This is a genomic window from Streptomyces sp. NPDC096205 (assembly GCF_044763135.1).
In the GTDB taxonomy this organism is placed as follows: Bacteria; Actinomycetota; Actinomycetes; order Streptomycetales; family Streptomycetaceae; genus Streptomyces.
In genome coordinates, this window is the sequence record NZ_JBIWFS010000002.1 from 1,117,982 (window position 1) to 1,139,194 (window position 21,213).

A 21,213-nucleotide genomic window follows, 5' to 3' on the forward strand; every position below is an offset into this window, starting at 1 on the left:
CGGTCAGGCGCGCAGGCTGCGTGCGGGCAGGACGACGTGCGCGGCGGCGGTCAGCGTCTCGTCGGCGCCCGCGAACGCGGCGAGCGCCTCGGGCTCGACCGGCTTGCCGGGCTCGGCCTCGGGCCAGGGCCGGGTGGTGAACACCAGGTAGGCGTAGCCGCGTTCGCCGACGGCGGCGAGCCACTCCGGGGGCGCGGGGCACTGGGCGTTGAGCGGCGGCAGGTTGAGGACGGCCTGGCCCGCCTCGACGAGCAGGCTGACCGGCAGGCTGGGCCTGGCGTTGCCGTCCACGAGGTCGCCGCCGACGGGCAGGCCGTTGTTGGCGAGCATCTGGGCGACGGCGGCGCTGGTCGCCTCCGGGCCGTCGGGGCCGTCACCGAGGGGATAGGCGAGCAGGTAGGGCATGTCGCTGCCGTCCGGGGCCTCGCCGCTCCAGGTCATCACGACGAGGGTGCCGAGGTCGGCGGGGCGGACGGGTGCGCTGGGGGTTGTGGTCACCGCGCGACCTTATCGGCGGGGCGGAATGCCGCCGGGCGTGTTCTCACCCGCCCGGGGGACGCTTTCCCGGCGCTCCACACGAACGAGGGACGCGTCTCGAACGCGGTCGCCGAAAAGGCGCTATGGGCGACGCCGAGAGCCGATTCCGTGGAGCCGGCTCGACGGAATCGGCTCCACGGAATCGGCTCTGCGGAATCGACTCTGCGGAATGCGGCGCCGCTTTCGAAAGGAAATGCTCAGCTCTGCAGCGGCAGGCCGCCGAGCAGGCCGCCGCTGGAGTTCAGCGCGGTGGTCGCGCCCTTCACGGTGTTCAGCACGGAGTCCTTGTTCTCCGTGTTGAGCGCGTCCGACTGGCTCTGCAGCGGCATCACGTCTTTGGCCGTGAGGTTACCGCTGGTCATGTGGTTCACGGCGCCGTCGGCGCTGGTGAGGGTGTTCACGGCGCCGGTGAGGCTGGTGGGCGTGAGGTCGGCGGGGCTCTGGGCGAACGCGGGAGCGGTGGCACCGGCGAGGGCGAGGGAACCGGCGACGACAGCGGCAGCCTTCAGGGACTTCATCATGTTCCTTTCCAGGAGGAATTCCGACGCCGTGCACAACGACCTACCCCGCGGGCCGGAAACCCCGTACGCAGAAAAACTTCTGCACCGCCGATCCCTCATACGAGATACGGCGTGGCCTCAGGTGCCGGGCAGTACGTCCGGCAAGGTCGGCAGCTGTACGTCGGCCAGAGTCGGCAGCTGTACGTCCGGCAGGTCCGGCGCGAGCAGGGCGCCGTCCGGCAGCAGGGCCGTGAGCAGGTCGACCAGCCCGGTCACCACATCGTCGGCCGCCGGGAGCACCCCACCGGCCTCGCCGGAGGTCGCGACCTCGAGCAAGGCGTCGACCGCCTCGTCCAGGGCGGCCAGCGCCTCGTCCAGGGCGTCGGCGTACGACACCGCGTCGTCGCTCGCGTCGAGAGCCGGGAGCACCTGCGCGGCGGGCACCGAGGGCGCAGCGGGCGACGAAGGCGCCGCCGGCAACGAGGGGGCGGCCGGCACCAACGGCGTGGCGGGCAGCGAGGGCGCGGCCGGCAGGGCGACCCCGGACGGTGCCGTGGACGGTGCCGTGGACGGCGTCACCGACGGCGTCGCGGACGGTGTCGTCGACGCGACCGGTGGCGTGGCCGGCGGTGGGGCCGGAGCCGCGGTCTCGAGGTCGTCCATGGCCTTCGCGACGGCGTCGGCCAGTGCCGAGGCCTGCTCCTTCGTCAGCTGGCCGTCGTCCGACCGGAGGGTCTCGGTGACGAGGTCACCGGCAGGGGTGAGGACGGAGCCGAATCCGCTCAGGCTCTCGGCCTGGGCGAGAAGCGCGTCCGCGCCGGGGAGGGACGCTCGGGACGCCGCCTGGATGCGGTCCTGGGCGGAGCCGCTGTCCGCCGCTGCCGCGGCCGGGCCGGCGATTCCGAGGACGAGGGCGGCGCACAGGGCGGTGGACGCGAGACGCCGTACGGGCAGACCACGCATGGGGGTTCCTTTCGATGGTGCATCGGGCCTTGGATCAACCGTGCGAGTGACGGTCACTTCCTGCAACCGAACGATCACCCCATGCACCCCATACGGCGCACACGACGAACCGGCCGCCCTCCGGACGAGGAGGGCGGCCGGTCGCGCAGGTACGCGTCGCGACGTCAGTCGTTGACGCAGGTGTTGCCGAACGCCGGGTTCAGCAGGCCCACCAGGTTGACGGTGTTGCCGCAGACGTTGATCGGCACGTGGACCGGAACCTGGAGGACGTTGCCCGACAGCACGCCCGGGGAGTGGGCGGCGGCGCCGGCCGCGTCGGCGCCGGCGGACGCGACACCGGCACCGCCGGCGACGGCCGCGACGGCGGCGGAGGTCAGGACCAGGCCCTTCGCGATACGCGACATGGAGAGGTGCTCCTTGGGGTTGACACAAACAGCCGGGCGGGGATGCCCGGCGCTGTGAAAACGCGCGACGCGCCGGGGAGTTGTGCCGCCAATGGGGTGATCCCACCGAGGGCCCGACTTCACCATTCGACACACTTGCCCGATATCAGGTGATTAATGCGGATGGCGGTTAGAGTTGCGGCTCTCCCGCCCCACACCTATAGCCAGCAAATCGCACGAAAGGACATCGCCGCTCATGCGCTCTCCCTTCGGTCCGCTGCTGCTCCGTCCGCATTACTCCCTGGTCGGCGCGTCGGGGGCGCGTATGCCGGCGTACGCGCGCACGCGCGGCCGCGCCGAGGAGGCATTCGAACGGGGCGCGGCTGTGCGGCGCGGCGGTGACCAGCCGGCCTTCCGGCTCGTTTCCTCACGGGACGCGGCGTGGGCCGGCGCGCTCTTCGCCGCCGTCGACGCTCAGCAGTGATGCGCGTTCCCGAACGTTGCCAGCGTCACCCGTGAGCGAGGAAGCCGCGCATGCACCCGTCAGCAACCGACCCTCCGTTGCGGGTCCTCCACGTCACGCAGCCCGTCGACGGCGGGGTCGCCCGCGTGGTCGCCCAACTGGTCCGCGCCCAGCTCGACACCGGTGCGCAGGTCACCGTGGCCTGTCCGGACAGCCCGCTGACCGCCGCACTGCGCGCGGCCGGTGCCGAGGTGCGGCCGTGGGCCGCGACCCGCTCGCCGGGGCCCGCGCTGGGCCGTGAAGTGCACTCCCTCGGCCGGCTGATCGAGGAGGTACGCCCCGAACTGCTGCACGTGCACAGCGCGAAGGCCGGTCTGGCCGGGCGCCTCGCGGTGCGCGGGCGGATTCCGACGGTGTTCCAGCCGCACGCCTGGTCGTTCGAGGCGGTCGGCGGCGCCACCGCCGCACTTGCCCTCAAGTGGGAGCGGTTCGGGGCGCGTTGGGCCCATCGCACGATGTGCGTGAGCGAGGCCGAGCGGGAGCGGGGCGTGCGCGCCGGGATCGCCGCGCGCTGGAGCGTCGTGGCGAACGGCGTCGACCCGCAGGTCTTCCACCCGGCCGCCGTGGACACCGTACGGGCCGCCCTGCTGCCGGACTTGGGGCCCGCGGGACCGCTCGTGGTGTGTGTGGGACGGCTGTGTCCGCAAAAGGGGCAGGACGTGCTGCTCGACGCGTGGCACACAGTCATACGGCAGGTGCCGGGCGCCCGGCTCGTACTCGTCGGGGACGGCCCCGACCGGGAGCAACTGGCCACGTCCGCACCGGAGTCGGTGCTGTTCGCGGGGGATGTGGCCGACACCGTGCCCTGCTACCAGGCCGCCGATCTGGTGGTGCTGCCCTCGCGCTGGGAGGGCATGGCGCTGGCTCCGCTGGAGGCGATGGCGTGCGGGCGGCCGGTGGTCCTGACGGACGTGGACGGCGCCCGCGAGAGCCTGCCGCCCGAGCTCGCGCCCCGCTGCCTGGTGCCCCCGGGCGACCCGGCGGCGCTCGCCGCCGCCCTCACCGGTCTGCTGCGCGACCCGCTGCTGCGGGAGTCGCTCGGCCACCGGGGGCGCCGGCACGTCCTCGCCGCACACGACGTGCGGCACACCGCCGCCGCGGCCTGGGACGTGTACCGCGAACTGCTGGACGGCGTACGGACCGCGGCGCGTGTCGCGTCCACCGAGTACAGGGAGTCCATCCACTCGTGACCGCGGAAAGCACCGTCCCCTCGCCCGGCGCCCAGCCGCGGAACCACCGATTCCCGCCCCGGTCGGTACTGCCCCCGCGCGGCCGCACCCCCGGCTTCCTCTTCCCCGCCCGCAGGCCCCCGGCCCGCCCCGTCTCACCCCTGCCGCTGCTGCTCGCCGACACCACCGCCGCGGCCGTCGGCGCCCTGGCCCTCGCCGGACGCCGCCCGATCCTGATGGCGCTGCTGATCGCCGCCGCGATGCTGCTGCGCCCGCACCGGCCACGGCGTGTCGAGGGCGTGCTCGACGAACTGCCCGCCGTCTGCGGCCGGATCACCGTGGCCTGGCTGGGCCTTGCCACGCTGGTCGCGGCGTACGCGCCGCAGGACGCGCTCGGCGCCCGCACCCTCGCCGCCGGTGTCGCGGCGCACTGCGCGGCGAGCTGCGCAGGACGGGCGCTCGTGCACCGGCGGCGGCGCGTCGCCCTGCTGCGCCGCCCGCGCGCCGCGCTCGTCGTGGGCCCCGCGGACACCGCGCAGCGCGTGGCCGCCGCGGTGCTGCGCAACCCGCGCTGCGGGGTGCGGCCGGTCGGGGTCGTCGCCGACCACCCCGACGGCACCGGCGGGCTGCCCGTGCTCACCAACGGCGCCGAGGTGCAGCGCGCCCTCATCCAGAACGCCGTACGCGACATCCTCGTCGTGCACCCCTCCGCGCGGATGCGGCAGGCGCCGCTGCTGCGGGCCCTCTCCGAATCGGGGTGCGCGGTGTGGGAGCTGGACGCCGACTCGCCCTCCCACGAGGCCCGGGAGCTGCTCGCCGGGTTCTCCTGCCGGCGGCTGCGGCTCGGCTCGGGCCTGCGCGGCAGCGCGGGCAAGCGCGCGCTGGACGTGGTGGTGTCCGGGGCGCTGCTGCTCGCGGTGAGCCCGCTGCTGCTGGTGTGCGCGATGGTGCTGCGGCTGACCGACGGGCCGGGCGTGGTCTTCCGCCAGGAGCGCATCGGCAAGGACGGGCGCCCCTTCACGCTGCTGAAGTTCCGCACCCACCGCCCCGTCGACGCGCACGAGGCCGCGACCCGCTGGAGCGTGGCCGGCCAGCGGGACATGCCGTGGTTCTGCCGCTTCCTGCGGCGCACCTCCCTCGACGAGCTGCTCCAGCTGTGGAACGTCTTCCGCGGGGACATGAGCCTGGTCGGCCCGCGCCCCGAACGCCCGTATTTCGTCAGCCAGTTCAGCCAGACCTATCCCGGTTACGCGGCCCGCCACCGCATGCGCACCGGCATCACCGGACTCGCCCAGATCAACGGGCTGCGCGGCGACACCTCCATCGAGGACCGGGCCCGCTTCGACAACGCCTACATCGACAACTGGTCGCTGTGGCAGGACATCTGCATCCTGCTGCGCACCGCGGCCTCGCTCGTGCGTCCGACCGGGAGCTGACACCGATGACCCTCGCCCTGCCGCCGGCTCCCCGTCGGACACCGTCGCCGGTGTGGCCGGTGGTGGCCGTGGTCGCCCTGCTCGGTCTGCCCCTCACGCCCGGCGCGGAGGGCGGGGCGGGCCCGGCGGACGCGCTGTCGGCGCTCGTCGTCGGCTTCTGCGTGGTCCGCCTGCTGCGCCGGCGCCGCCGCCCCTTGTCCCGTACGGCCGCGACGGTGTTGGGCCTGCCGGTGGTGGGGCTCGCGCTCGCCGCGGTCGGGGCGTCGTCGGCGGGGGCCGGGCTGACCGGCCTCGGCCGCTACCTCCAGGTGTTCGTGCTGGTCCCCGCCGCGGTCGTGCTGCTGATCCGCGACCGCGCCGACTTCAGGCTGCTGGCCTGGGCGTTCGTCGGGCTCGCGGGCTGGGAGGGGGCGGTCGGAGTCCACCAGTACGTCACCGGGACCGGCGCCTCCTACCAGGGCCAGCAGATCCGGGCCGTCGGCACCTTCGGCGTGGTGGACGTGATGGGCATGGCGACCGTGGTGTCGTTCGGCCTGATCTGCGCGGTCGGTCTCGCCCTCGGGCAGGCCTCCCTGCGGCAGCGGGCCGTCGCCGTCGTCTGCGCGCTCGCGCTTCTGGTGCCGCTCGCGCTGTCCTTCAGCCGCGGCGCCTGGATCGCCACGGCGGTGACCTGCACGGCCCAGCTGTGCTTGGCCGGGATGCGCAGGGCCCTCAAGGCGGGCGCGGTCGTGCTCGCGGCGGGCGTGCTGCTGGTCGGCGGGCTCGGCATCGGCACGGCCATGCTCCAGGAGCGCATCGCCAGCATCACCCAGGTCACCGACGCCCCCGACCAGTCCGTGACCGACCGGTACACCATGTGGGCGGCCGCGACCGGCATGTGGCGCGAGCATCCGCTGACCGGCGTCGGCCTCAAGGGCTTCCCCGAGCACCGCGACAGCCACGCCTCACTCGCGCTGTCCTCCGGCAGCGACACCGAGGGGGCCGGCGCCGCGTTTCGCCGGCAGCCGCTGCTGTCCCCGCACAACATGTACCTGCTCGTCCTCGCCGAGCAGGGGCTCGTCGGCCTACTCGCCCTCGCCGGCGGCTGGCTGGCTCTCCTGGTGTGCGCCCTGACCGGCCTGTGGCGCGCCCGCCGCACGGGCCTGGGCCCGGACTGCGCGCTGGTCTCCTGCGGCCTGCTGGTCTGGCAGCTCACCGACTTCGTGTACGCCGACATCGGCGGGCCCTCGACGGTCCTGACCGCGGTGGCCCTGGGGCTCGCGGCGTGGTGGGCGCTGGTCGGCGGGCGGGAGGCCGGGGACGGAGAGGCCGAGGGCATGACTCCGGCTCACGCCGCGCTGCGCGCGGAGGGTGCGACGCGATGACGGTCACGCCTTCCCAGCCGCCTCGCGCCGAGGAAACGACCGGCCCCCCGCACCAGCCCACTACTTGTGCGGAGGGCACCGCCCGGCTCCCATCCGCACAGCTTCCTTCCGCGCAGGTCCCGTCCGCGGAGGTTCCGTCCGCGCAGCCCCTTCCCGCGCAACCCCCTCCCCCGACCCACCCCACCACCCGAGCCGAAGGCACCGCCCAACTCCCCCAAGCCCGCCCCGATGACACGACCGACCACCCCAGCCCCAGCCCCAGCCCCAGCCCCAGCCCCAGCCCCGGCGAAACGACCGGCCGCCCCCGCCCCGAGGACGTAGCCGCACACCCCTCCCACCGCTTCCTCGCCCGAGCCGCCCTCGTCACCGCCTCGCTCTCCCTCGCGGGAGCCGTCCTCGGCCTGGTCCGTGATCAGGCGCTGGCGCGGCTGTTCGGGGCGGGCAGTGACACGGACGCCTTCCTGGTGGCCTGGACCGTGCCGGAGTTCGCGGCGACCCTGCTGATCGAGGACGGCCTGGCGTTCGCGCTGGTGCCCGCCTTCAGCGTGGCGCTGGCCCGGCGGGCGCGGGGCGGAGCCGGTGACCCGGTGCGGGCGCTGGTGGCGAGCACCCTGCCCCGGCTGGCGTTCGCCTTCGTCGCGGTCGGGGGCCTGATCGTGCTGGCCGCGCCCCAGGTGGTCCGGGCCCTCGCCCCCGGCCTGCCCGACCCGGACCTCGCGGTCGACTGCACCCGCCTGACCGCGACCTGCGTGCTCACCTTCGGGCTCGCCGGGTACTGCAGCGCGGCCCTGCGCGCCCACCGCCGCTTCCTGGCGCCGGCCGCGATCTACGTCGCGTACAACACCGGCATCATCACCGGGATGTTCGTCCTCGGCGGCCGCTGGGGGGTGCGGTCGGCGGCGATGGGCGTGGCGGTGGGCGGCTGCCTGATGCTGGCCGTGCAACTGCCCTCTCTCTTGGGGCAGTTGCGACGGAAGAGCCCTCGCATCCTCGGCGAGCGGCAGGAGCAGGAGCACCCGGTCGGCCTGGCCCTGATCGCGACCGTGCTGCTGTTCGCGCTGTGCCGTCAGTCCCAGGTCCTCGTCGAGCGCTTCCTCGCCTCCCAGTTGCCCTCCGGCGCCATCTCGCACCTGAACTACGCCCAGAAGGTGACGCAGATGCCGATGGTGCTGTCGCTGATGCTGTGCACGGTCACCTTCCCGGTCGTCGCCCGCGCCCTGGCCGACGGCGACACCGAGCGGGCCCGCGACCGGGTGGAGCGCGACCTCGTACTGACCGCGTGGGTGGTGCTGCTCGGCGCCGCGACGGTCGCCGCCTGCGCCCCGCAGATCGTCGAACTGCTCTTCCAGCGCGGCGCGTTCACGGCGAGGGACACGAACGCCACCGCCGACGTGATGCGGGTGTACGCGCTCGGGCTGCTCGGCCACACGTTGGTCGGCGTGCTGGTGCGCTCCTACTTCTCCGCCGCCCGCCCCAGCTGGTACCCGGTCGGCGCGATGGCCCTCGGCATCCTCGCCACCTCCTGGATCGGCGCCCTCACCGTCGGCCCGTGGGGCGTGCTCGGCATCACCGCCGCCAACGCCGTCGGCATCACCGTGACCGCCGCCCTGCTGCTGGCCGGCATGCGCACCCGCAGCGTCCCCGTCCGGGTCCGCCCGGTGCTGCGCGAACTGTCCCGTCCGCTGGGCGCGGCACTCGGCGCGGGTGTCGCCGGGGCGTTCGTCGCGAGCCGCTTCCCGGACCCGCTGCCCGGCCTCGCCGCGGGCGGCGCCACCGTCACCGTCGTCTTCGTCCTGCTCGGCCGGGCGCTCGGCGCCCGGGGCATCGCACCCGCACTCCGATCCGTACGTCCCGCGACCCGAAGGCACGCGCATGGCCGTAACCGCTGACACCGACAGACGACCGCCGGGCGCTTCGACCCCCTGGGTGGCGATGTACCACTCCGTGGCCGACTGCACCGACGACCCCTACCGCATCACCGTCACCCCCGAACGCCTCGACGGACAGCTGGCCTGGCTGCGCCGCCGCGGACTGACCGGCGTCTCCCTCGCCGACCTGCTCACCGCCCGCGCCCGCGGCGAGGCCCACGGCCTGGTGGGCCTGACCTTCGACGACGGGTACGCCGACTTCGTCACGGCCGCCCTGCCGGTGCTGCGCCGCCACCGCTGCAACGCCACCCTGTTCGTGCTGCCCGGCCGCCTCGGCGGTGACAACGCGTGGGATCCGCTGGGCCCGCGCAAGCCGCTGCTGACCGCCGACGGCATCCGGCGCGCCGCCGGTGAGGGCGTGGAGATCGGCTCGCACGGTCTGACCCACATCGACCTCACCCGGGCCGCCGACCCGGTCCTGGAAGCAGAGGTCACCGAGAGCAGAGCACTGCTCTCGGAGCTGACCGGTGCTCCGGTCGCCGGGTTCTGCTACCCGTACGGCGCCGTCGACCGCCGCGCCGTCACCGCCGTCGCCGAGGCCGGATACGCCTACGCCTGCGCCATCGACCCGGGCCCGCTCACCGGCCCGCTGGCGCTGCCCCGCGTGCACATCGGCCAGCGCGACACCGCCGTACGCCTGTATCTCAAGCACCGGCTGCACCGGCTGCGCCGCCGTCCCGTGGAGGTCGCGCGATGAAGGCGCTGCATGTGATCACCGGGCTCGGCGTGGGCGGGGCCGAGCAGCAACTGCGGCTGCTGCTGCGGCATCTGCCGGTCGACTGCGACGTGGTGACCCTCACCAACCCGGGCGCGGTCGCCGACGGGCTGACGGCCGACGGAGTGCGGGTCACGCACCTCGGCATGGGCGGCAACCGCGACCTCACCGCGCTGCCCCGCCTGGTCCGGCTCATCCGCTCCGGCGGCTACGACCTCGTCCACACCCACCTCTACCGCGCCTGCGTCTACGGCCGCCTCGCCGCCCGCCTCGCCGGAGTGCGCGGGATCGTCGCCACCGAGCACTCCCTGGGCGACTCCCAGCTGGAGGGCCGCCGGCTCACCCGGGGCGTGCGCGCCCTGTATCTGGCCACCGAACGCCTGGGCCGCTCCACCGTCGCCGTCTCCCCCACGGTCGCCGACCGCCTGCGGCGCTGGGGCGTCCCCGCACCCCGGATCGAGGTCGTCCCCAACGGCATCGACCTGGCCCGCTTCCGCTTCGACCCGCTCCAGCGCCATCGCACCCGCCGGCGCCTCGGCCTGCCCGAACACTCCTACGTCGTCGGCGGCGTCGGCCGCCTCACCGCGGGCAAACGCTTCGACGTCCTGGTCCGGGCCCTTGCCCGGCTGCCGTCGGACCACTGGCTGCTGCTGGTCGGCGGCGGCCCCGAGGAGAACGTGCTGCGCCGCCTCGCGCACGAGGCCCGGGTCGCCGACCGGGTGCTGTTCACCGGCGAACGCCCCTGTCTGCCCGACGGCTCCCCGGGCCCCGACCTGCCGTCACTGACCTGCGCCATGGACCTGCTGGCCTCGCCGTCCCCCGAGGAGGCCTTCGGCCTGGCGATCGTGGAGGCCCTCGCGGCCGGGCTGCCCGTGCTCTACACCTCCTGCCCCGCCGTCGAGGACCTGCCCGCGAGCGCCGCGTCCGCCGCCCGCCGCGTCACCGGCGGCCCGGACGCCTTCGCCGACGCGATCGCCCAGGTCCGTGCGGCCGGGGCCGCGCCCCGCACCGCCCCCGAGGCGGCCCACCACTACAGCATCAGCCGCAGCGCCGCCCGGCTCATGGACGTGTACGCGGCAGCGGTCCGCCCCCTCGACGTCCCGACCACCCCAGGAGTGAGTTCCGCATGACCGACAAGACCTCCGCACAGCACCGCGCGGTCCGCCCGCTGGCCCGCGCCAAGGCCCTGCCGCCGTGGGCCCTGGTCGCCGCCGGCGTCCTGGTGGGGGGTGCGCTGGGCGGTGCGTACGGGGCGCTGAAGACCCCCACCTACAGCGCGACCAGCTATGTCGTCGTCGTCCCCGCCGAGAGGTCCGACCCGTCGGACGCGCTCGGCTTCGCCCAGGCCTACGGCCGCGTCGCCACGCAGATCGCGGTGCTCGGGGACGCCCAGGTGTGGGCGGGCGTGCCGGTGAGCACCCTGCGGTCCAGTGTGCGGACGGCGACCTCGCCGGACGCGCCGATGGTCGCCGTCACCGCCACCTCCTCGCGGCCCGACCTCGCCGCCGACATGGCCAACGCCGTCTCCCGCGCCCTGACCCGGCACGCCGACGACACCTCCGACGCCACCCACGTCGAACTCCAGCAGTTCGCCCGTGCCGTCGCGCCCACCGAGCCGTCCTCGGCGTCCCCGCTGCTCACCGGCCTGGTCGGCGCCAGCACGGGCGGCCTCCTCGGCGGCATGCTCCTGCTGGTCCGGCCGCGCCGCACCGAGCGCCCCGAAGGCCCCACCGCCTCCCTGCCCGCCCCGGCCGTCGCCGCCGACACCCGCGGGGCGCTGTGACCACGAGCACCGAGAACCCGGTACGCACCAGAAGAGCCCCCGCCTGCACCGCGGAACTCGTCACCGACGACACCGCCTTCGCCGCCCTCGCCCCCGCCTGGGACCGGCTCTACCGGCGCTGCTCGGCGGCGACCCCGTTCCAGAGCCACACCTGGCTGCACTCGTGGTGGCTGTCGTACGGCCGACCGGGCCGGCTGCGGCTGTTCCTGGTCCGCGGCGCCGACGGCGAACTCCTCGCCGCCGCCCCCCTGATGGCCGTACGCCGCCCCCTGCCCGCCCTGGTGCCGCTCGGCGGCACGATCTCCGACTACGGCGACGTCCTGCTGGACGACGAGCACGCCGAGGGCGCGGCCGCCGCGCTCACCGGCCGCCTCACCGAAGCCGCCCGTACCGCGCTGATCGACCTGCGCGAGGTACGTCCGGGCGCCGCCGCAGAGCGGATCTACGCCCGCTGGAGCGGCCCGCGCCGACGGGTGAGCGACTCCGTGTGCCTGGAGCTGCCCGCCCTGCCGATGGACGAGCTGATCGCCCGGCTGCCCTCCGCCAAGACCCAGCAGCGGGTGCGCGCCAAGCTGCGCAAGCTGGGCGCGCTCGGCATCCGGCGGCAGGTCGTCCCGCCCGCCGAGGTGGACGGGGCGGTGCGGCGGCTGCTCGCCCTGCACCGGCTGCAGTGGCAGGGCCGCAGGGTGACCGGCGAGCATCTGCGGCCCCGCTTCGCCGAGCACCTGGTCCGCGCGGTCGGCCCGATGGTGCGCTCCGGGGACGCCGTGGTCACGGAGTTCCACCTCGACGGCGACGTGGTCGCGGTCGACGTCGCTCTGGCGTCCCCGCGCCTGGCCGGCGGCTACCTCTACGGCGCCCACCCGCTCCTGCGCGAGCGCAAGGCGGACGTGGCGGTGATGCTGCTCGACGCCTGCGCCGAGCACGTCCTGACCGGACGCCGCGGCACGCTGAGCCTGCTGCGCGGCGACGAGTCGTACAAGCATCGCTGGCGGCCCGAACCGGTCGTCAACCAGCGGCTCCTGCTCGCCCGCCGGAGCACCGCCCCGCTGCTCGGCGCCGCGCTCGCGCAGGCCGGGGCCCGGCACCGGGCCAAGCAGCTGCTGCAGCGGTGGCGGGACCGGGAACGCGAAGGTGGCGGCAGGTCCTGACGGGGCCTGCCGCCACCGGGGGCGTGTTCGTGTACCGGGTCCGCTCAGCGCGGCCGCTCAGCTGAGCCGCGACCACCAGTCGAACTTGACGCACAGCTTCCCGCCGAGCCAGTGCTCCACCCAGTCGCCCAGCTCCAGCGGCGAACAGTCGACCGGCGGCTGCGAGGGCTGACTCGGGACCGGGGTGGTGGGTGCGGGGGTGGTGGGTGCGGGGGTGGTGGGTGCGGGGGTGGTGGGTGCGGGGGTGGTGGGTTCCGGGGTGGTCGGCTCGGGCGCCGGTTCCTCCGTACGGCCGGACATGATCTCCCGGTACACCTGCGAGGCCTGCGGATTGCGCGAGCACTGCCACACGCCGTGCGGGCAGTAGTCGGTCACCGTGTGGTACAGCGCGTCGTGCTCGTCCATCCAGGCGAGCATCCGCCGCATGTACTCCGCGTTGTCACCGTTGCGGAAAAGTCCCCATTCCGGATACGAGACGGCCTTGCCGTGGGCCTTCGCGAAGTCCACATGCTGCTGAAGTCCGTAGGGCTCCGTCACCTGCTCGTCGAACGACAGGCCCTCCGGCTGGTCGTAGGCGTCCATGCCGATGATGTCGACGGTGTCGTCGCCGGGGTAGCACTGGGTCCAGGGAACGGCGTCCCGGCCGCGGCTCGGGGTGAAGTCGAACGTGAACTTCTGCCCCGGCACGGACCGCATGGCGGTGACGATCCTGTTCCAGTACGCCTTCCAGGACTCCGGGTCCGGGCCGCAGCGGTGGGTGTACGTGATGCCGTTCATCTCCCAGCCGAGCACCAGGACCGTGTCCGGCACCTCCAGCTCGACCAGCCGCTCGGCCAGGGCCCGGAAGTGATGGTCGAACTCCCCGGCCGCGCCGCGCCGCAGCAGGCCGCGCACCTGGGAGTCGGAGAGGCCCTCCTCGTTGCGCTCCAGCATGGGGACGTTGAGGACGAGCATCCGGTCGGCCTGCTCGGTGCGCCAGTCGGCCCACACGTCCAGGAACCCGGGCTGCCCCTCGATGTTGCTCCAGAGGTCGCCGGGCAGGTAGGTGTGGGCGACACGCAGCTCGGCACCGCCCAGCCAGTCGCTGAACTCGGCCATCCGGGCCACACCGCGCGCCCCGTAGTCGAGGTAGGCACCGAAGGCGGGCTTCTTCGGCACGGCGGCCGGCGAGGCCGGCTCCGGCGGAACGCTCGGGGTCGACTCGGGGGACACGGACGGTGCGGCCACCGCGGGCGCCGGGGACGTCGGCGTGGGAGCGGAGGGGTCGCCGACCGCCACCACTCCCAGTCCCGCGGCGAAACCGGGACCGGACGCCAGGGCGGCCGACGCCGCGACCGTCGCCGCGACGAGCGCCAGCCGCCGGGACGGGGACCGACGTTGTTGTGGGGCCATGCCTGCTCCTTTCTCCACTCTCGCGCTGTTCTTCTGACGTGTTCTCTCGCCCTTTTTGCTACGGGTCATTGACACTGAGTCATATGAACGGGCAGTACGCCAGCGCGGATACGGCGTCCGAGTGCGCCTTGCCACCGCACGGGTGACCGGGCCCCACACATGCGCGCGCCCCGGCTGACGACAACGGGTCGTCAGCCGGGGCGCGGCTGGTCACGGGTGCCGGGCACCTGTGGTCATCGACGGGACGCGGCTCGGCCTCGTCGGTAGAGCAGGACTCCGCCCACGATCAGCACGGCGCTGACCCCCGAGGCGGCGATCATCGCCTCACTGCCCGTGTCGGGCATGTGCGGCGGGCGCCCGTGGTGGTGACCGCCGGGCGGCATCGTGTGCGGAGGCGTCGTGTGCGGCGGCATCGTGTGCGGGGGCGTCGTGTGCGGCGGCGTGGTGTGCGGGGGCGTCGTGTGCGGCGGCGTGGTGTGCGGCGGCGTCGTATGCGGCGGCGTGGTGTGCGGCGGCGTCGTATGCGGCGGCGTGGTGTGCGGCGGCGTCGTATGCGGCGGCGTCGTATGCGGCGGCGTCGTCGGGGTCTCGCCGTAACCGCCCTCCTCGTCGTCCGACGGGCCCCCGTATCCGCCCTCGTCGTCTGAGGGGCCCCCGTACCCGCCACCCTCCTCGTGCGACGGGCCCCCGGAACCGCCGCCGAAGGAGTCGGGCGACTTCTCGCCGTGGCCGTGGTCGTGGTCGTCCGAACCCGTGCGGTGGGTGCCCGACGTCGCGATGGGCGAGGCGGAGGCGGGCCCGCCGGACATGTAGTCGGCGAGGGCGGGGCTGCCGCACAGAGACAGGATGCTCGTCGCGGCAGCGGCCGCGACCATTCCCCTACTCAGGGTCTGTCGCAATCTCGTTGTCTTCCTGCTTGATGAGGATGGGAGAGGCCGGCCCCGGAACATGGTTGAGCTTCAGTCCGGGGCCGGCCGATGCGCAGCCGCGCGGGTGCTGCTCGCCTCGACGACGTCAGTCGTTGATGCAGGTGTTCCCGATGGCCGGGTTCAGCAGCCCGATCACGTTGATGGTGTTGCCGCAGACGTTGATCGGCACGTGGATCGGGACCTGGACGACATTGCCCGACAGGAACCCCGGGGAGCCGACAGCGACACCCGTGGCCTCGGCCCCGCCGTCGGCGAAGGCCGGCGCGGCCCCGCCCAGGGCCAGAATCACGCCAGCGACGACAGCAGCGGTCTTCTTCATGGACTTTCCCTTCTCTGCGGTCACGCCCTTTTGACGGCCGAAGCCGAGCGAGCTCAACTGGGGTGGCTCGCACCATGACCGGCAGGCTGTAGAACGAGGGATAGACGGACGAAGAAACTAATGAACGCGCGTCGCGGGGGAATTCACTCTTCCGCCCTCATAGAATTGACACCGATGCAGCACAGGAGAGGAAACGGTTCGCCTGAGTGGGGACATTCAACGGCGGACAGGTTTGGCACGAACGAGGCCGCCCGGGGACGGCGTGTGCAACACCGTTTCCCGGGCGGCCTCTGCCGGCTGATCAGCCGTTGCCCTCGCCGTTGCCCGACAGCGCCGAGATGTCGCTGAGGATGTTCGACAGCGGCTCGTCGCCCTTGGCCTGGGTGGAGTTGTCGGCGCACTGCTGGTTCTGCGGGGCCGACAGGATCGGCACGTCCTGCGCCACACCGACGGCGGCGATGATGCCGAGGATGGCCTGGAGGTTGGCCTTCACCGGCACGCCCGCGCAGAGCTTGTTGACCGAGCCCTGCACCAGGGTGGCCTGCGGGCTCATCTTGCCCTTGGTCACCGCGTTGCCGAACGCGGAGTGCGCGCCGTTGCCGCTCGCGGACTGGGTGCCGTCACCGTCACCGATGGCAAGCGCCTGGGGTGCGGCAGCCGCCGACGCACCTACGACGGACGCGGCGATCGCCGCCGCGGCCATTGCCTTCTTCAGCATTTCGCTTTCCTTTCCTGACCCGCGACGCGGGTTCCTGCTGCCCCTTCAAGCGGGTGCCTGCTCTCGCATCAACCCGTCGCCACGGGATTGGTTGCGGCCATTCACCCGTAAGGATCGCCGGGCGCCGGATTGGGCCATCGGAGTGAATAGGGACAACCAAGCAGGGCCGGGGCATGTTGGTCAGGGCGCTCCGGTGGACGGGGTTTCTCCAGAAGGGACTTAACCAAGTGATCAAGAAGGTTCTGGCCACCGCCGCGGTCGCCGCTTCCGTTGTCGGCGCGGCCTCCCCGGCCATGGCCATCGGCAACGGCGACGGCACCCAGTCCGCCAGCGGCAACGGTGCCTCCCAGTCGTTCGGCAACTCGGCCACCTACGGCAACATGAGCCCGCAGATGGCGCTGATCCAGGGCTCCTTCAACAAGCCCTGCATCGGCCTGCCGGCCAAGGCCAACCTCCAGGGGCTCCTCGGCATCGTGGCCGTCGGCGTCCTGCAGGACGTGCCGATCCTGTCGGCCCCGCAGAACCAGCAGTGTGTCGAGAACTCCACCCAGGCCAAGGGCGACGAGCCGCTGTCGCACATCCTGGACGACATCTCGGTCCTCGCGGGCAACGGCGAGAAGAACGGCTGACGTCGTACGGGGTGAACGGGCTGTCTCGCACAGCTCTCTCGGACTGATTTTCCGAACAGTCCGCCAGCGGGCCGCCGAATTCCCGGCGGCCCGCTGTTCTACGTTGCGTCGCGTGATGACGAGAAGCGGCCTCCGGGCCGCCGTCCCCGCACTCGTGCCGGCCGCCGCCGCGGGGCTGCTCGGCGGCGCCGCGCTGCCGGGGCGTCAGGCGCCGCGAGCGATGAACATCCTCGCGCAGGCGGCCCGGAGCTGATCGTCCGCCCCGGCAGGCATCGCCTCGGCGGCGGGGCCGCGCTGGAGTAAGTACTGCCGCGGAAGACCGACGCCGGCGCCAGCCTGGGGCGCATCCAGTGCCGGCGGCGGTTCCTCGTGGCGGCCCTGCGCGGTCTGCAGAGCCGTGGTGCGCTCACCGAACGGCTGCGCCAGGACCGGCCACTGGTCGAGCCCGGTACGCATCCCCGCCTCAAGGACCCGCCCGATACACCCGCACCTCACCCGCCGTGCGCGCGAGCGCGCTCGCCTGCCCCTGAGAGGCGCGGCCGCCGAGGGGGGGGCGTTCGTCCCATGATCGGAGTGCGCTGCGCCGATCGGGCCATTTCCCGCAACCTGGGCCGCGTTCCCGCCGTTGACGATCATGCAACTCCCCACCGGAGTCCGCTTTTCGAAGGGAACGAACATGAAGAAGCTGTGGGCAACCGCGGCTATCGCCGCTTCCGTCGCCGGCATCGCCTCCCCGGCCATGGCCATCGGTGACGGCGACGGCACCCAGTCCGCCAGCGGCAACGGCGCCTCGCAGGAGTTCGGCAACTCGGCCACGTTCGGCAACATGAGCCCGCAGCTCTCGCTGGTCCAGGGCTCGCTGAACAAGCCCTGCATCGGCCTGCCGGCCAAGCTCAACGCACAGGGTCTCCTCGGCATCGTCGCCGTCGGAGTCCTGCAGGACGTGCCGATCCTGTCGGCGCCGCAGAACCAGCAGTGTGTCGAGAACTCCACCCAGGCCAAGGGCGACGAGCCGCTGTCGCACATCCTGGACGACATCTCGGTCCTCGCGGGCAACGGCGAGAAGAACGGCTGAGCCATCTCGCTCTCCGCGACGGCGGGCCCCGGTTTCTTACGGTGGCCCGCCGTTCGCATGTCCGGGGCTCACTGGGCGTAGAGCTGCTCGATCTGTTCCGCGTACGCCTGGGTCACCGCATGGCGTCTGACCTTCAGGGACGGGGTGAGCAGGCCGTTGTCCTCGGTGAACTCGCCCTCCACCAGGGCGAACGCGCGGATGGACTCGGCACGGGAGACGGCCCGGTTGGCGTGGTCGACGGCCCGCTGCACCTCGGCGCGCATCCGCGGGTCGCGCACCAGAACGGCCATCGGGGTGTCGGCGGGCAGCTTGCGTACGGCGAGCCAGTGGGCGACCGCCTCCGGATCGAGGGTGATCAGCGCGGCGACGAAGGGCCGGTTGTCGCCGACGACGACGCACTGGCCGACGGGGGCGCGGCTGCGCAGGCGGTCCTCCAGGACGGCCGGGGAGACGTTCTTGCCGCCGGTGGTGATGATGAGGTCCTTCTTGCGGCCGGTGATGGTGAGGTAGCCGTCGTCGTCCAGGGAGCCGAGGTCACCGGTGGCGAACCAGCCGTCGGTCAAGGCCTCCTCGGTGGCTCGTGGGTTGTTCCAGTACGCGCCGAAGACGATGCCGCCCTTGATCAGCACCTCGCCGTCGTCGGCGATCCGGACCGCGGTGCCGGGCACGGGCCGGCCGACCGTGCCGGGGCGGGGCTCCAGCGGCGGGACGACGGTGGCGGCCGCGGTGGTCTCGGTCAGGCCGTAGCCCTCGTAGACGATGATCCCGGCGGCCTGGAAGAACAGGTTGAGCTCACGGTCCAGCGGGGAGCCGCCGCTGATGGCGTAGCGCACCCGGCCGCCCAGCTCCTTGCGGACCCGGCGGTAGACCAGCAGGTCGTACAGCGCCCACGCGGCGTACAGCCCCGGTCCCGGGCCCTTGCCGCGGCCCAGGAACTTCTCCAGGTACGCCTCGCCGAAGCGGACACCGATGCGGTGGGCGCGGTCGAAGGAGGCGGCGCGGCCGAGCTTCTCGGCGGTGGCGCGGCCGGTGTCGTGGATCTTCTCGAAGAGGTAGGGCACGCCGACCAGGAAGGTGGGGCGGAACTCCTTGAGCGCGGGCCGCAGTTCGTCGGGCTTGATGCTCGGGCAGTGGCCGATCTCGATACGGGCCATCAGACAGGCGATCTGCAGGGTGCGGCCCATGATGTGGGCGAGCGGCAGGAAGAGGAGGGTGGAGGCGGTCTGGCCGGTGACCTCCTTGAAGATCGGGTGCAGCAGCTCGACGGTGTTGGCGGCCTCGGCGTGCAGATTGGCGTGGGTGAGGACGCAGCCCTTGGGGCGGCCGGTGGTGCCGGAGGTGTAGCAGAGGGTGGCGACCGTGTCGGGGGTCAGGGCGGTGCGGCGCTTGGTGACGTCCTCGTCGGGCAGATGCCGGCCGAGGGCGGCGAGGTCGGCGATGGCGCCCCCCGCCGCGTCAGCGGCTGATGTCTGCGTCAGCTCTCGGACCCGCGGCGGCTCCGGATGCTCCGCGGTGCCTTCGTGGACGGTCGCGGTGTTCTCGGCGGTCTCGGTGATCACGAGGCGGGCGCCGGAGTCGCGGACGATCCAGTCCACCTGCTCGGCGGAGGAGGTGGCGTAGATCGGCACGACCTGGCCGCCCGCCGCCCAGATCGCGAAGTCCAGGACCGTCCACTCGTAGCGGGTGCGGGACATCACCGCGACCCTGCCGCCCGGCTCCAGGCCCGCCGCCACCAGGCCCTTGGCGACGGCCGTGACCTCCCGGGCGAAGGCGGCGGCCGTGACCGGGCGCCAGCCGCCCGGCTCCCGGCGGCGCAGCACCACCGCGTCGGGGGCCTCGGCCGCGTTGGTGAAGGGCAGGTCCGCGATGCTGCCGGAGGCCTGGGGAGGCGCCAGGGGCGCGGCGCGGGCCTCGCGCACCGCTCCGGTGTCGTCCCTGATCAGCTCGACCGGGGCACGGCCGGCCAGGTCGGTGCGCTGCTTGGCCCGCTTGAGATCCCTGCGTACGCCCATGACGGCTCCCGGTGCGAACGTGCCGGTGAACGACCTTGGTGCGACGTCAACTTACTCGCGCGTAAGGAAAGGTCAATGGGGCCGGCAGGCGGGGTTCACAGCAGCCGGTCCGCCTGCCGGACGGCGTCGGCGAGGTCCTCCACCGCGGGGTCCTCGGTGCGGTCGGCCAGTTCCTCCGTGTCCTCGGTGAGCCGGGCGAGGCTGGGCGCTCCCGGCAGGCGGGTGTCGCCCGAGGCGCGCAGGGCGTCGGCGAAGTAGGCGGCGGCCGCGGTGACCTGGAAGCGCGGGGCGGCCGCGCCCACGGAGCTGTGCAGGGCCGCCGCGTCCAGCTGGCCGGAGCGCTCGTGCGGGGTCCGTGTCCTCGGGTCCAGCCAGCGGACGGTGGCCGTGGCCAGATGCCCCGAGGCCCCGGGAGCCGTGCGTACGGCGTACAGCGCGGTCACCGTGTGGCCCGGGCCGACCTCGCCGCCGTCGACCCGGTCGTCGCGGAAGTCCCCGTCGGCGACGGCCCGGTTGTCGTAGCCGACCAGGCGGAACTCCTTCACCGTGGCCGGGTCGAAGGCGACCTGGGCCTTGGCGTCGCGGGCGGTGAGGTCGACATGGCGCGGGAGCTGCTCGCAGAACACCTCGCGGGCGTCCTGCGCGTCCGACACGTACACGGTGTGGCCGTCGCCGCGGTCGGCGAGGCGTTCCATCAGCTCGTCGCCGTAGTCGCTGCCGACACCGACGCCGAACAGGGTGATGCCGTGCTCGCGGCGAGACGCGCCGATCTTCTCCAGGATGGTGTCGGCGTCGGTGTCACCGGTGTTGGCGAGCGCGTCGGACACCAGCACGACCCGGTTGGTGGCGCCCTCCCGCAGGCCCTCGACGGCGGTGGCGTAGCCGGTCTCGACGCCCGCGCCGAGGTTGGTGGAGCCGAGGACCTCCAGGCTGCCGACCGCGTCGTGGACCGCGCCCCGGTGGCCGCCGAGCCGGGTCATCGGCAGCACGGTCTCGGCCTCGTCGGAGAAGGTGACCAGGGCGACGGAGTCGTCGTCGCGCAGTCGGTCCGTCATCACGTCCAGGGACTCCTTGGCGAGGTCGAGGCGGCCGGGCTCGCTCATGGAGCCGGAGACGTCGACGACGAAGGTGAGCGCGGCGGGCGGGCGTTCGCTCTCCCGCTCGGGCAGCCGGGTGGCGAGGCCCACCCGGACCAGCGACCAGTCCTCCTCGCCGGTGCGGGCGCCGTCCACGGTGACGGTGAAGCCGTTGCCGTCCGGGCGCGCGTACTCCTGGCGGAAGCTGTTGACGAACTCCTCGGGCCGCACCTGCGCCGGGTCGGGGGTGCGGCCCTCGGCCAGGACGCGGCGGGTGTAGCCGTAGGAGGCGGTGTCCACGTCGAGCGCGAAGGTGGAGAGCAGGTCGGGTGCGCGCTCGGTGTCGTCGGGGTTCCGCGAGGTGTCGTCGGGGTCCCGCGAGGTGTCGTCGCGCAGGTCCTGGTCGCCGGCGGTCTGCCGCGGGGCGGGGAAGCCGCGCTCGGCCTTCGAGGCGTCGCTGCCGTCCCCGGTGCCCGAGCAGCCCGTGAGCAGCAGTCCGCCGGCGGCGGCGAGGGCGGTCAGCGCCCCGCCGATCCGCCGTCCGCACCGCCGCCGCTGTGTCCCGTGTCGCTCCATCCGCTGTGCCCCCTCGGTCCGTTCACGCCGTGGTC

Annotated in this window: 22 protein-coding genes; 12 read left to right on the forward strand and 10 right to left on the reverse strand. The window is 73.6% G+C overall.

Annotated features, from left to right (window positions below):
* Positions 1-3: 3 nt before the first annotated feature.
* The 4 genes from ACIQ6Y_RS11510 to ACIQ6Y_RS11525 form a co-directional block, all read right to left on the reverse strand.
* Positions 4-441, reverse strand: a complete 438-nt coding sequence (locus tag ACIQ6Y_RS11510) for a DUF5949 family protein (protein ID WP_404036403.1) — start codon at positions 439-441, stop codon at positions 4-6.
* A 293-nt stretch (positions 442-734) separates the two neighbouring features.
* The gene (locus tag ACIQ6Y_RS11515; RefSeq protein WP_404036406.1) at positions 735-1,055 is read right to left on the reverse strand and encodes a hypothetical protein; all 321 of its coding nucleotides are present in this window, start codon (positions 1,053-1,055) and stop codon (positions 735-737) included.
* A gap of 120 nt (positions 1,056-1,175) precedes the next feature.
* Complete coding sequence (locus ACIQ6Y_RS11520; protein ID WP_404035848.1) at positions 1,176-2,000, reverse strand: hypothetical protein; 825 nt, start codon at positions 1,998-2,000, stop codon at positions 1,176-1,178.
* A 164-nt stretch (positions 2,001-2,164) separates the two neighbouring features.
* Positions 2,165-2,404, reverse strand: coding sequence for a chaplin (locus tag ACIQ6Y_RS11525; RefSeq protein WP_404035850.1), 240 nt, complete (start codon positions 2,402-2,404; stop codon positions 2,165-2,167).
* Between the two features lie 235 nt (positions 2,405-2,639).
* On the opposite strand from ACIQ6Y_RS11525, the gene ACIQ6Y_RS11530 reads away from it, so the two are divergent.
* From ACIQ6Y_RS11530 to ACIQ6Y_RS11570, 9 genes are read left to right on the forward strand one after another with little or no spacing between them, the layout of a single operon-like run.
* Positions 2,640-2,867, forward strand: coding sequence for a hypothetical protein (locus ACIQ6Y_RS11530; protein ID WP_404035852.1), 228 nt, complete (start codon positions 2,640-2,642; stop codon positions 2,865-2,867).
* A 50-nt stretch (positions 2,868-2,917) separates the two neighbouring features.
* The gene (locus tag ACIQ6Y_RS11535; protein WP_404035855.1) at positions 2,918-4,096 is read left to right on the forward strand and encodes a glycosyltransferase; all 1,179 of its coding nucleotides are present in this window, start codon (positions 2,918-2,920) and stop codon (positions 4,094-4,096) included.
* Positions 4,093-5,511 (forward strand): exopolysaccharide biosynthesis polyprenyl glycosylphosphotransferase, encoded by a 1,419-nt coding sequence (locus ACIQ6Y_RS11540; RefSeq protein ID WP_404035858.1) that lies wholly within the window; start codon positions 4,093-4,095, stop codon positions 5,509-5,511. Before ACIQ6Y_RS11535 ends, ACIQ6Y_RS11540 begins: the two co-directional genes overlap by 4 nt.
* Positions 5,512-5,516: 5 nt before the next feature.
* Entirely contained in the window at positions 5,517-6,875 is a 1,359-nt protein-coding gene (locus tag ACIQ6Y_RS11545; protein WP_404035861.1) for an O-antigen ligase family protein, read from the forward strand.
* The gene (gene murJ / locus ACIQ6Y_RS11550) at positions 6,872-8,764 is read left to right on the forward strand and encodes a murein biosynthesis integral membrane protein MurJ (RefSeq protein ID WP_404035864.1); all 1,893 of its coding nucleotides are present in this window, start codon (positions 6,872-6,874) and stop codon (positions 8,762-8,764) included. Before ACIQ6Y_RS11545 ends, murJ begins: the two co-directional genes overlap by 4 nt.
* Positions 8,748-9,500: a polysaccharide deacetylase family protein gene (locus ACIQ6Y_RS11555; protein WP_404035867.1), complete on the forward strand. Its 753-nt coding sequence runs from the start codon at positions 8,748-8,750 to the stop codon at positions 9,498-9,500. The genes murJ and ACIQ6Y_RS11555 overlap by 17 nt, the downstream gene beginning before the upstream one ends.
* Entirely contained in the window at positions 9,497-10,648 is a 1,152-nt protein-coding gene (locus ACIQ6Y_RS11560) for a glycosyltransferase (protein WP_404035869.1), read from the forward strand. Before ACIQ6Y_RS11555 ends, ACIQ6Y_RS11560 begins: the two co-directional genes overlap by 4 nt.
* On the forward strand, positions 10,645-11,301 hold the full coding sequence (locus tag ACIQ6Y_RS11565; protein WP_404035872.1) for a lipopolysaccharide biosynthesis protein: 657 nt from the start codon (positions 10,645-10,647) through the stop codon (positions 11,299-11,301). The genes ACIQ6Y_RS11560 and ACIQ6Y_RS11565 overlap by 4 nt, the downstream gene beginning before the upstream one ends.
* Positions 11,298-12,452: a GNAT family N-acetyltransferase gene (locus ACIQ6Y_RS11570; protein WP_404035875.1), complete on the forward strand. Its 1,155-nt coding sequence runs from the start codon at positions 11,298-11,300 to the stop codon at positions 12,450-12,452. Before ACIQ6Y_RS11565 ends, ACIQ6Y_RS11570 begins: the two co-directional genes overlap by 4 nt.
* A 57-nt stretch (positions 12,453-12,509) precedes the next feature.
* On the opposite strand, the gene ACIQ6Y_RS11575 is transcribed toward ACIQ6Y_RS11570, so the two are convergent.
* The 4 genes from ACIQ6Y_RS11575 to ACIQ6Y_RS11590 all read right to left on the reverse strand — a co-directional run bounded on the left by ACIQ6Y_RS11575 (position 12,510) and on the right by ACIQ6Y_RS11590 (position 15,810).
* The gene (locus tag ACIQ6Y_RS11575; protein ID WP_404035877.1) at positions 12,510-13,844 is read right to left on the reverse strand and encodes a glycosyl hydrolase; all 1,335 of its coding nucleotides are present in this window, start codon (positions 13,842-13,844) and stop codon (positions 12,510-12,512) included.
* Positions 13,845-14,077: 233 nt separating this feature from the next.
* A complete protein-coding gene (locus tag ACIQ6Y_RS11580) occupies positions 14,078-14,719 on the reverse strand; it encodes a hypothetical protein (RefSeq protein ID WP_404035880.1) in 642 nt (213 codons plus the stop codon).
* 139 nt (positions 14,720-14,858) lie between these two features.
* Positions 14,859-15,116, reverse strand: coding sequence for a chaplin (locus tag ACIQ6Y_RS11585; RefSeq protein ID WP_404036409.1), 258 nt, complete (start codon positions 15,114-15,116; stop codon positions 14,859-14,861).
* A 277-nt stretch (positions 15,117-15,393) separates the two neighbouring features.
* Positions 15,394-15,810: a rodlin gene (locus tag ACIQ6Y_RS11590; RefSeq protein ID WP_404035883.1), complete on the reverse strand. Its 417-nt coding sequence runs from the start codon at positions 15,808-15,810 to the stop codon at positions 15,394-15,396.
* A gap of 227 nt (positions 15,811-16,037) precedes the next feature.
* Between ACIQ6Y_RS11590 and ACIQ6Y_RS11595 the strand changes: the two genes are divergently transcribed.
* The 3 genes from ACIQ6Y_RS11595 (at position 16,038) to ACIQ6Y_RS11605 (ending at position 17,514) form a co-directional block, all read left to right on the forward strand.
* Complete coding sequence (locus ACIQ6Y_RS11595) at positions 16,038-16,439, forward strand: rodlin (protein ID WP_404035886.1); 402 nt, start codon at positions 16,038-16,040, stop codon at positions 16,437-16,439.
* A gap of 112 nt (positions 16,440-16,551) precedes the next feature.
* Positions 16,552-16,692 (forward strand): hypothetical protein, encoded by a 141-nt coding sequence (locus ACIQ6Y_RS11600; protein WP_404035889.1) that lies wholly within the window; start codon positions 16,552-16,554, stop codon positions 16,690-16,692.
* Positions 16,693-17,115: 423 nt separating this feature from the next.
* Positions 17,116-17,514, forward strand: coding sequence for a rodlin (locus ACIQ6Y_RS11605; protein ID WP_404035892.1), 399 nt, complete (start codon positions 17,116-17,118; stop codon positions 17,512-17,514).
* A 68-nt stretch (positions 17,515-17,582) separates the two neighbouring features.
* Here ACIQ6Y_RS11605 and ACIQ6Y_RS11610 read toward each other — a convergent pair whose 3' ends face one another.
* Together ACIQ6Y_RS11610 and ACIQ6Y_RS11615 are read right to left on the reverse strand one after the other, a co-directional pair.
* Positions 17,583-19,526, reverse strand: a complete 1,944-nt coding sequence (locus ACIQ6Y_RS11610; RefSeq protein WP_404035895.1) for an AMP-dependent synthetase/ligase — start codon at positions 19,524-19,526, stop codon at positions 17,583-17,585.
* 95 nt (positions 19,527-19,621) lie between these two features.
* A complete protein-coding gene (locus ACIQ6Y_RS11615; protein ID WP_404035898.1) occupies positions 19,622-21,178 on the reverse strand; it encodes a von Willebrand factor type A domain-containing protein in 1,557 nt (518 codons plus the stop codon).
* Positions 21,179-21,213 lie beyond the last annotated feature (35 nt).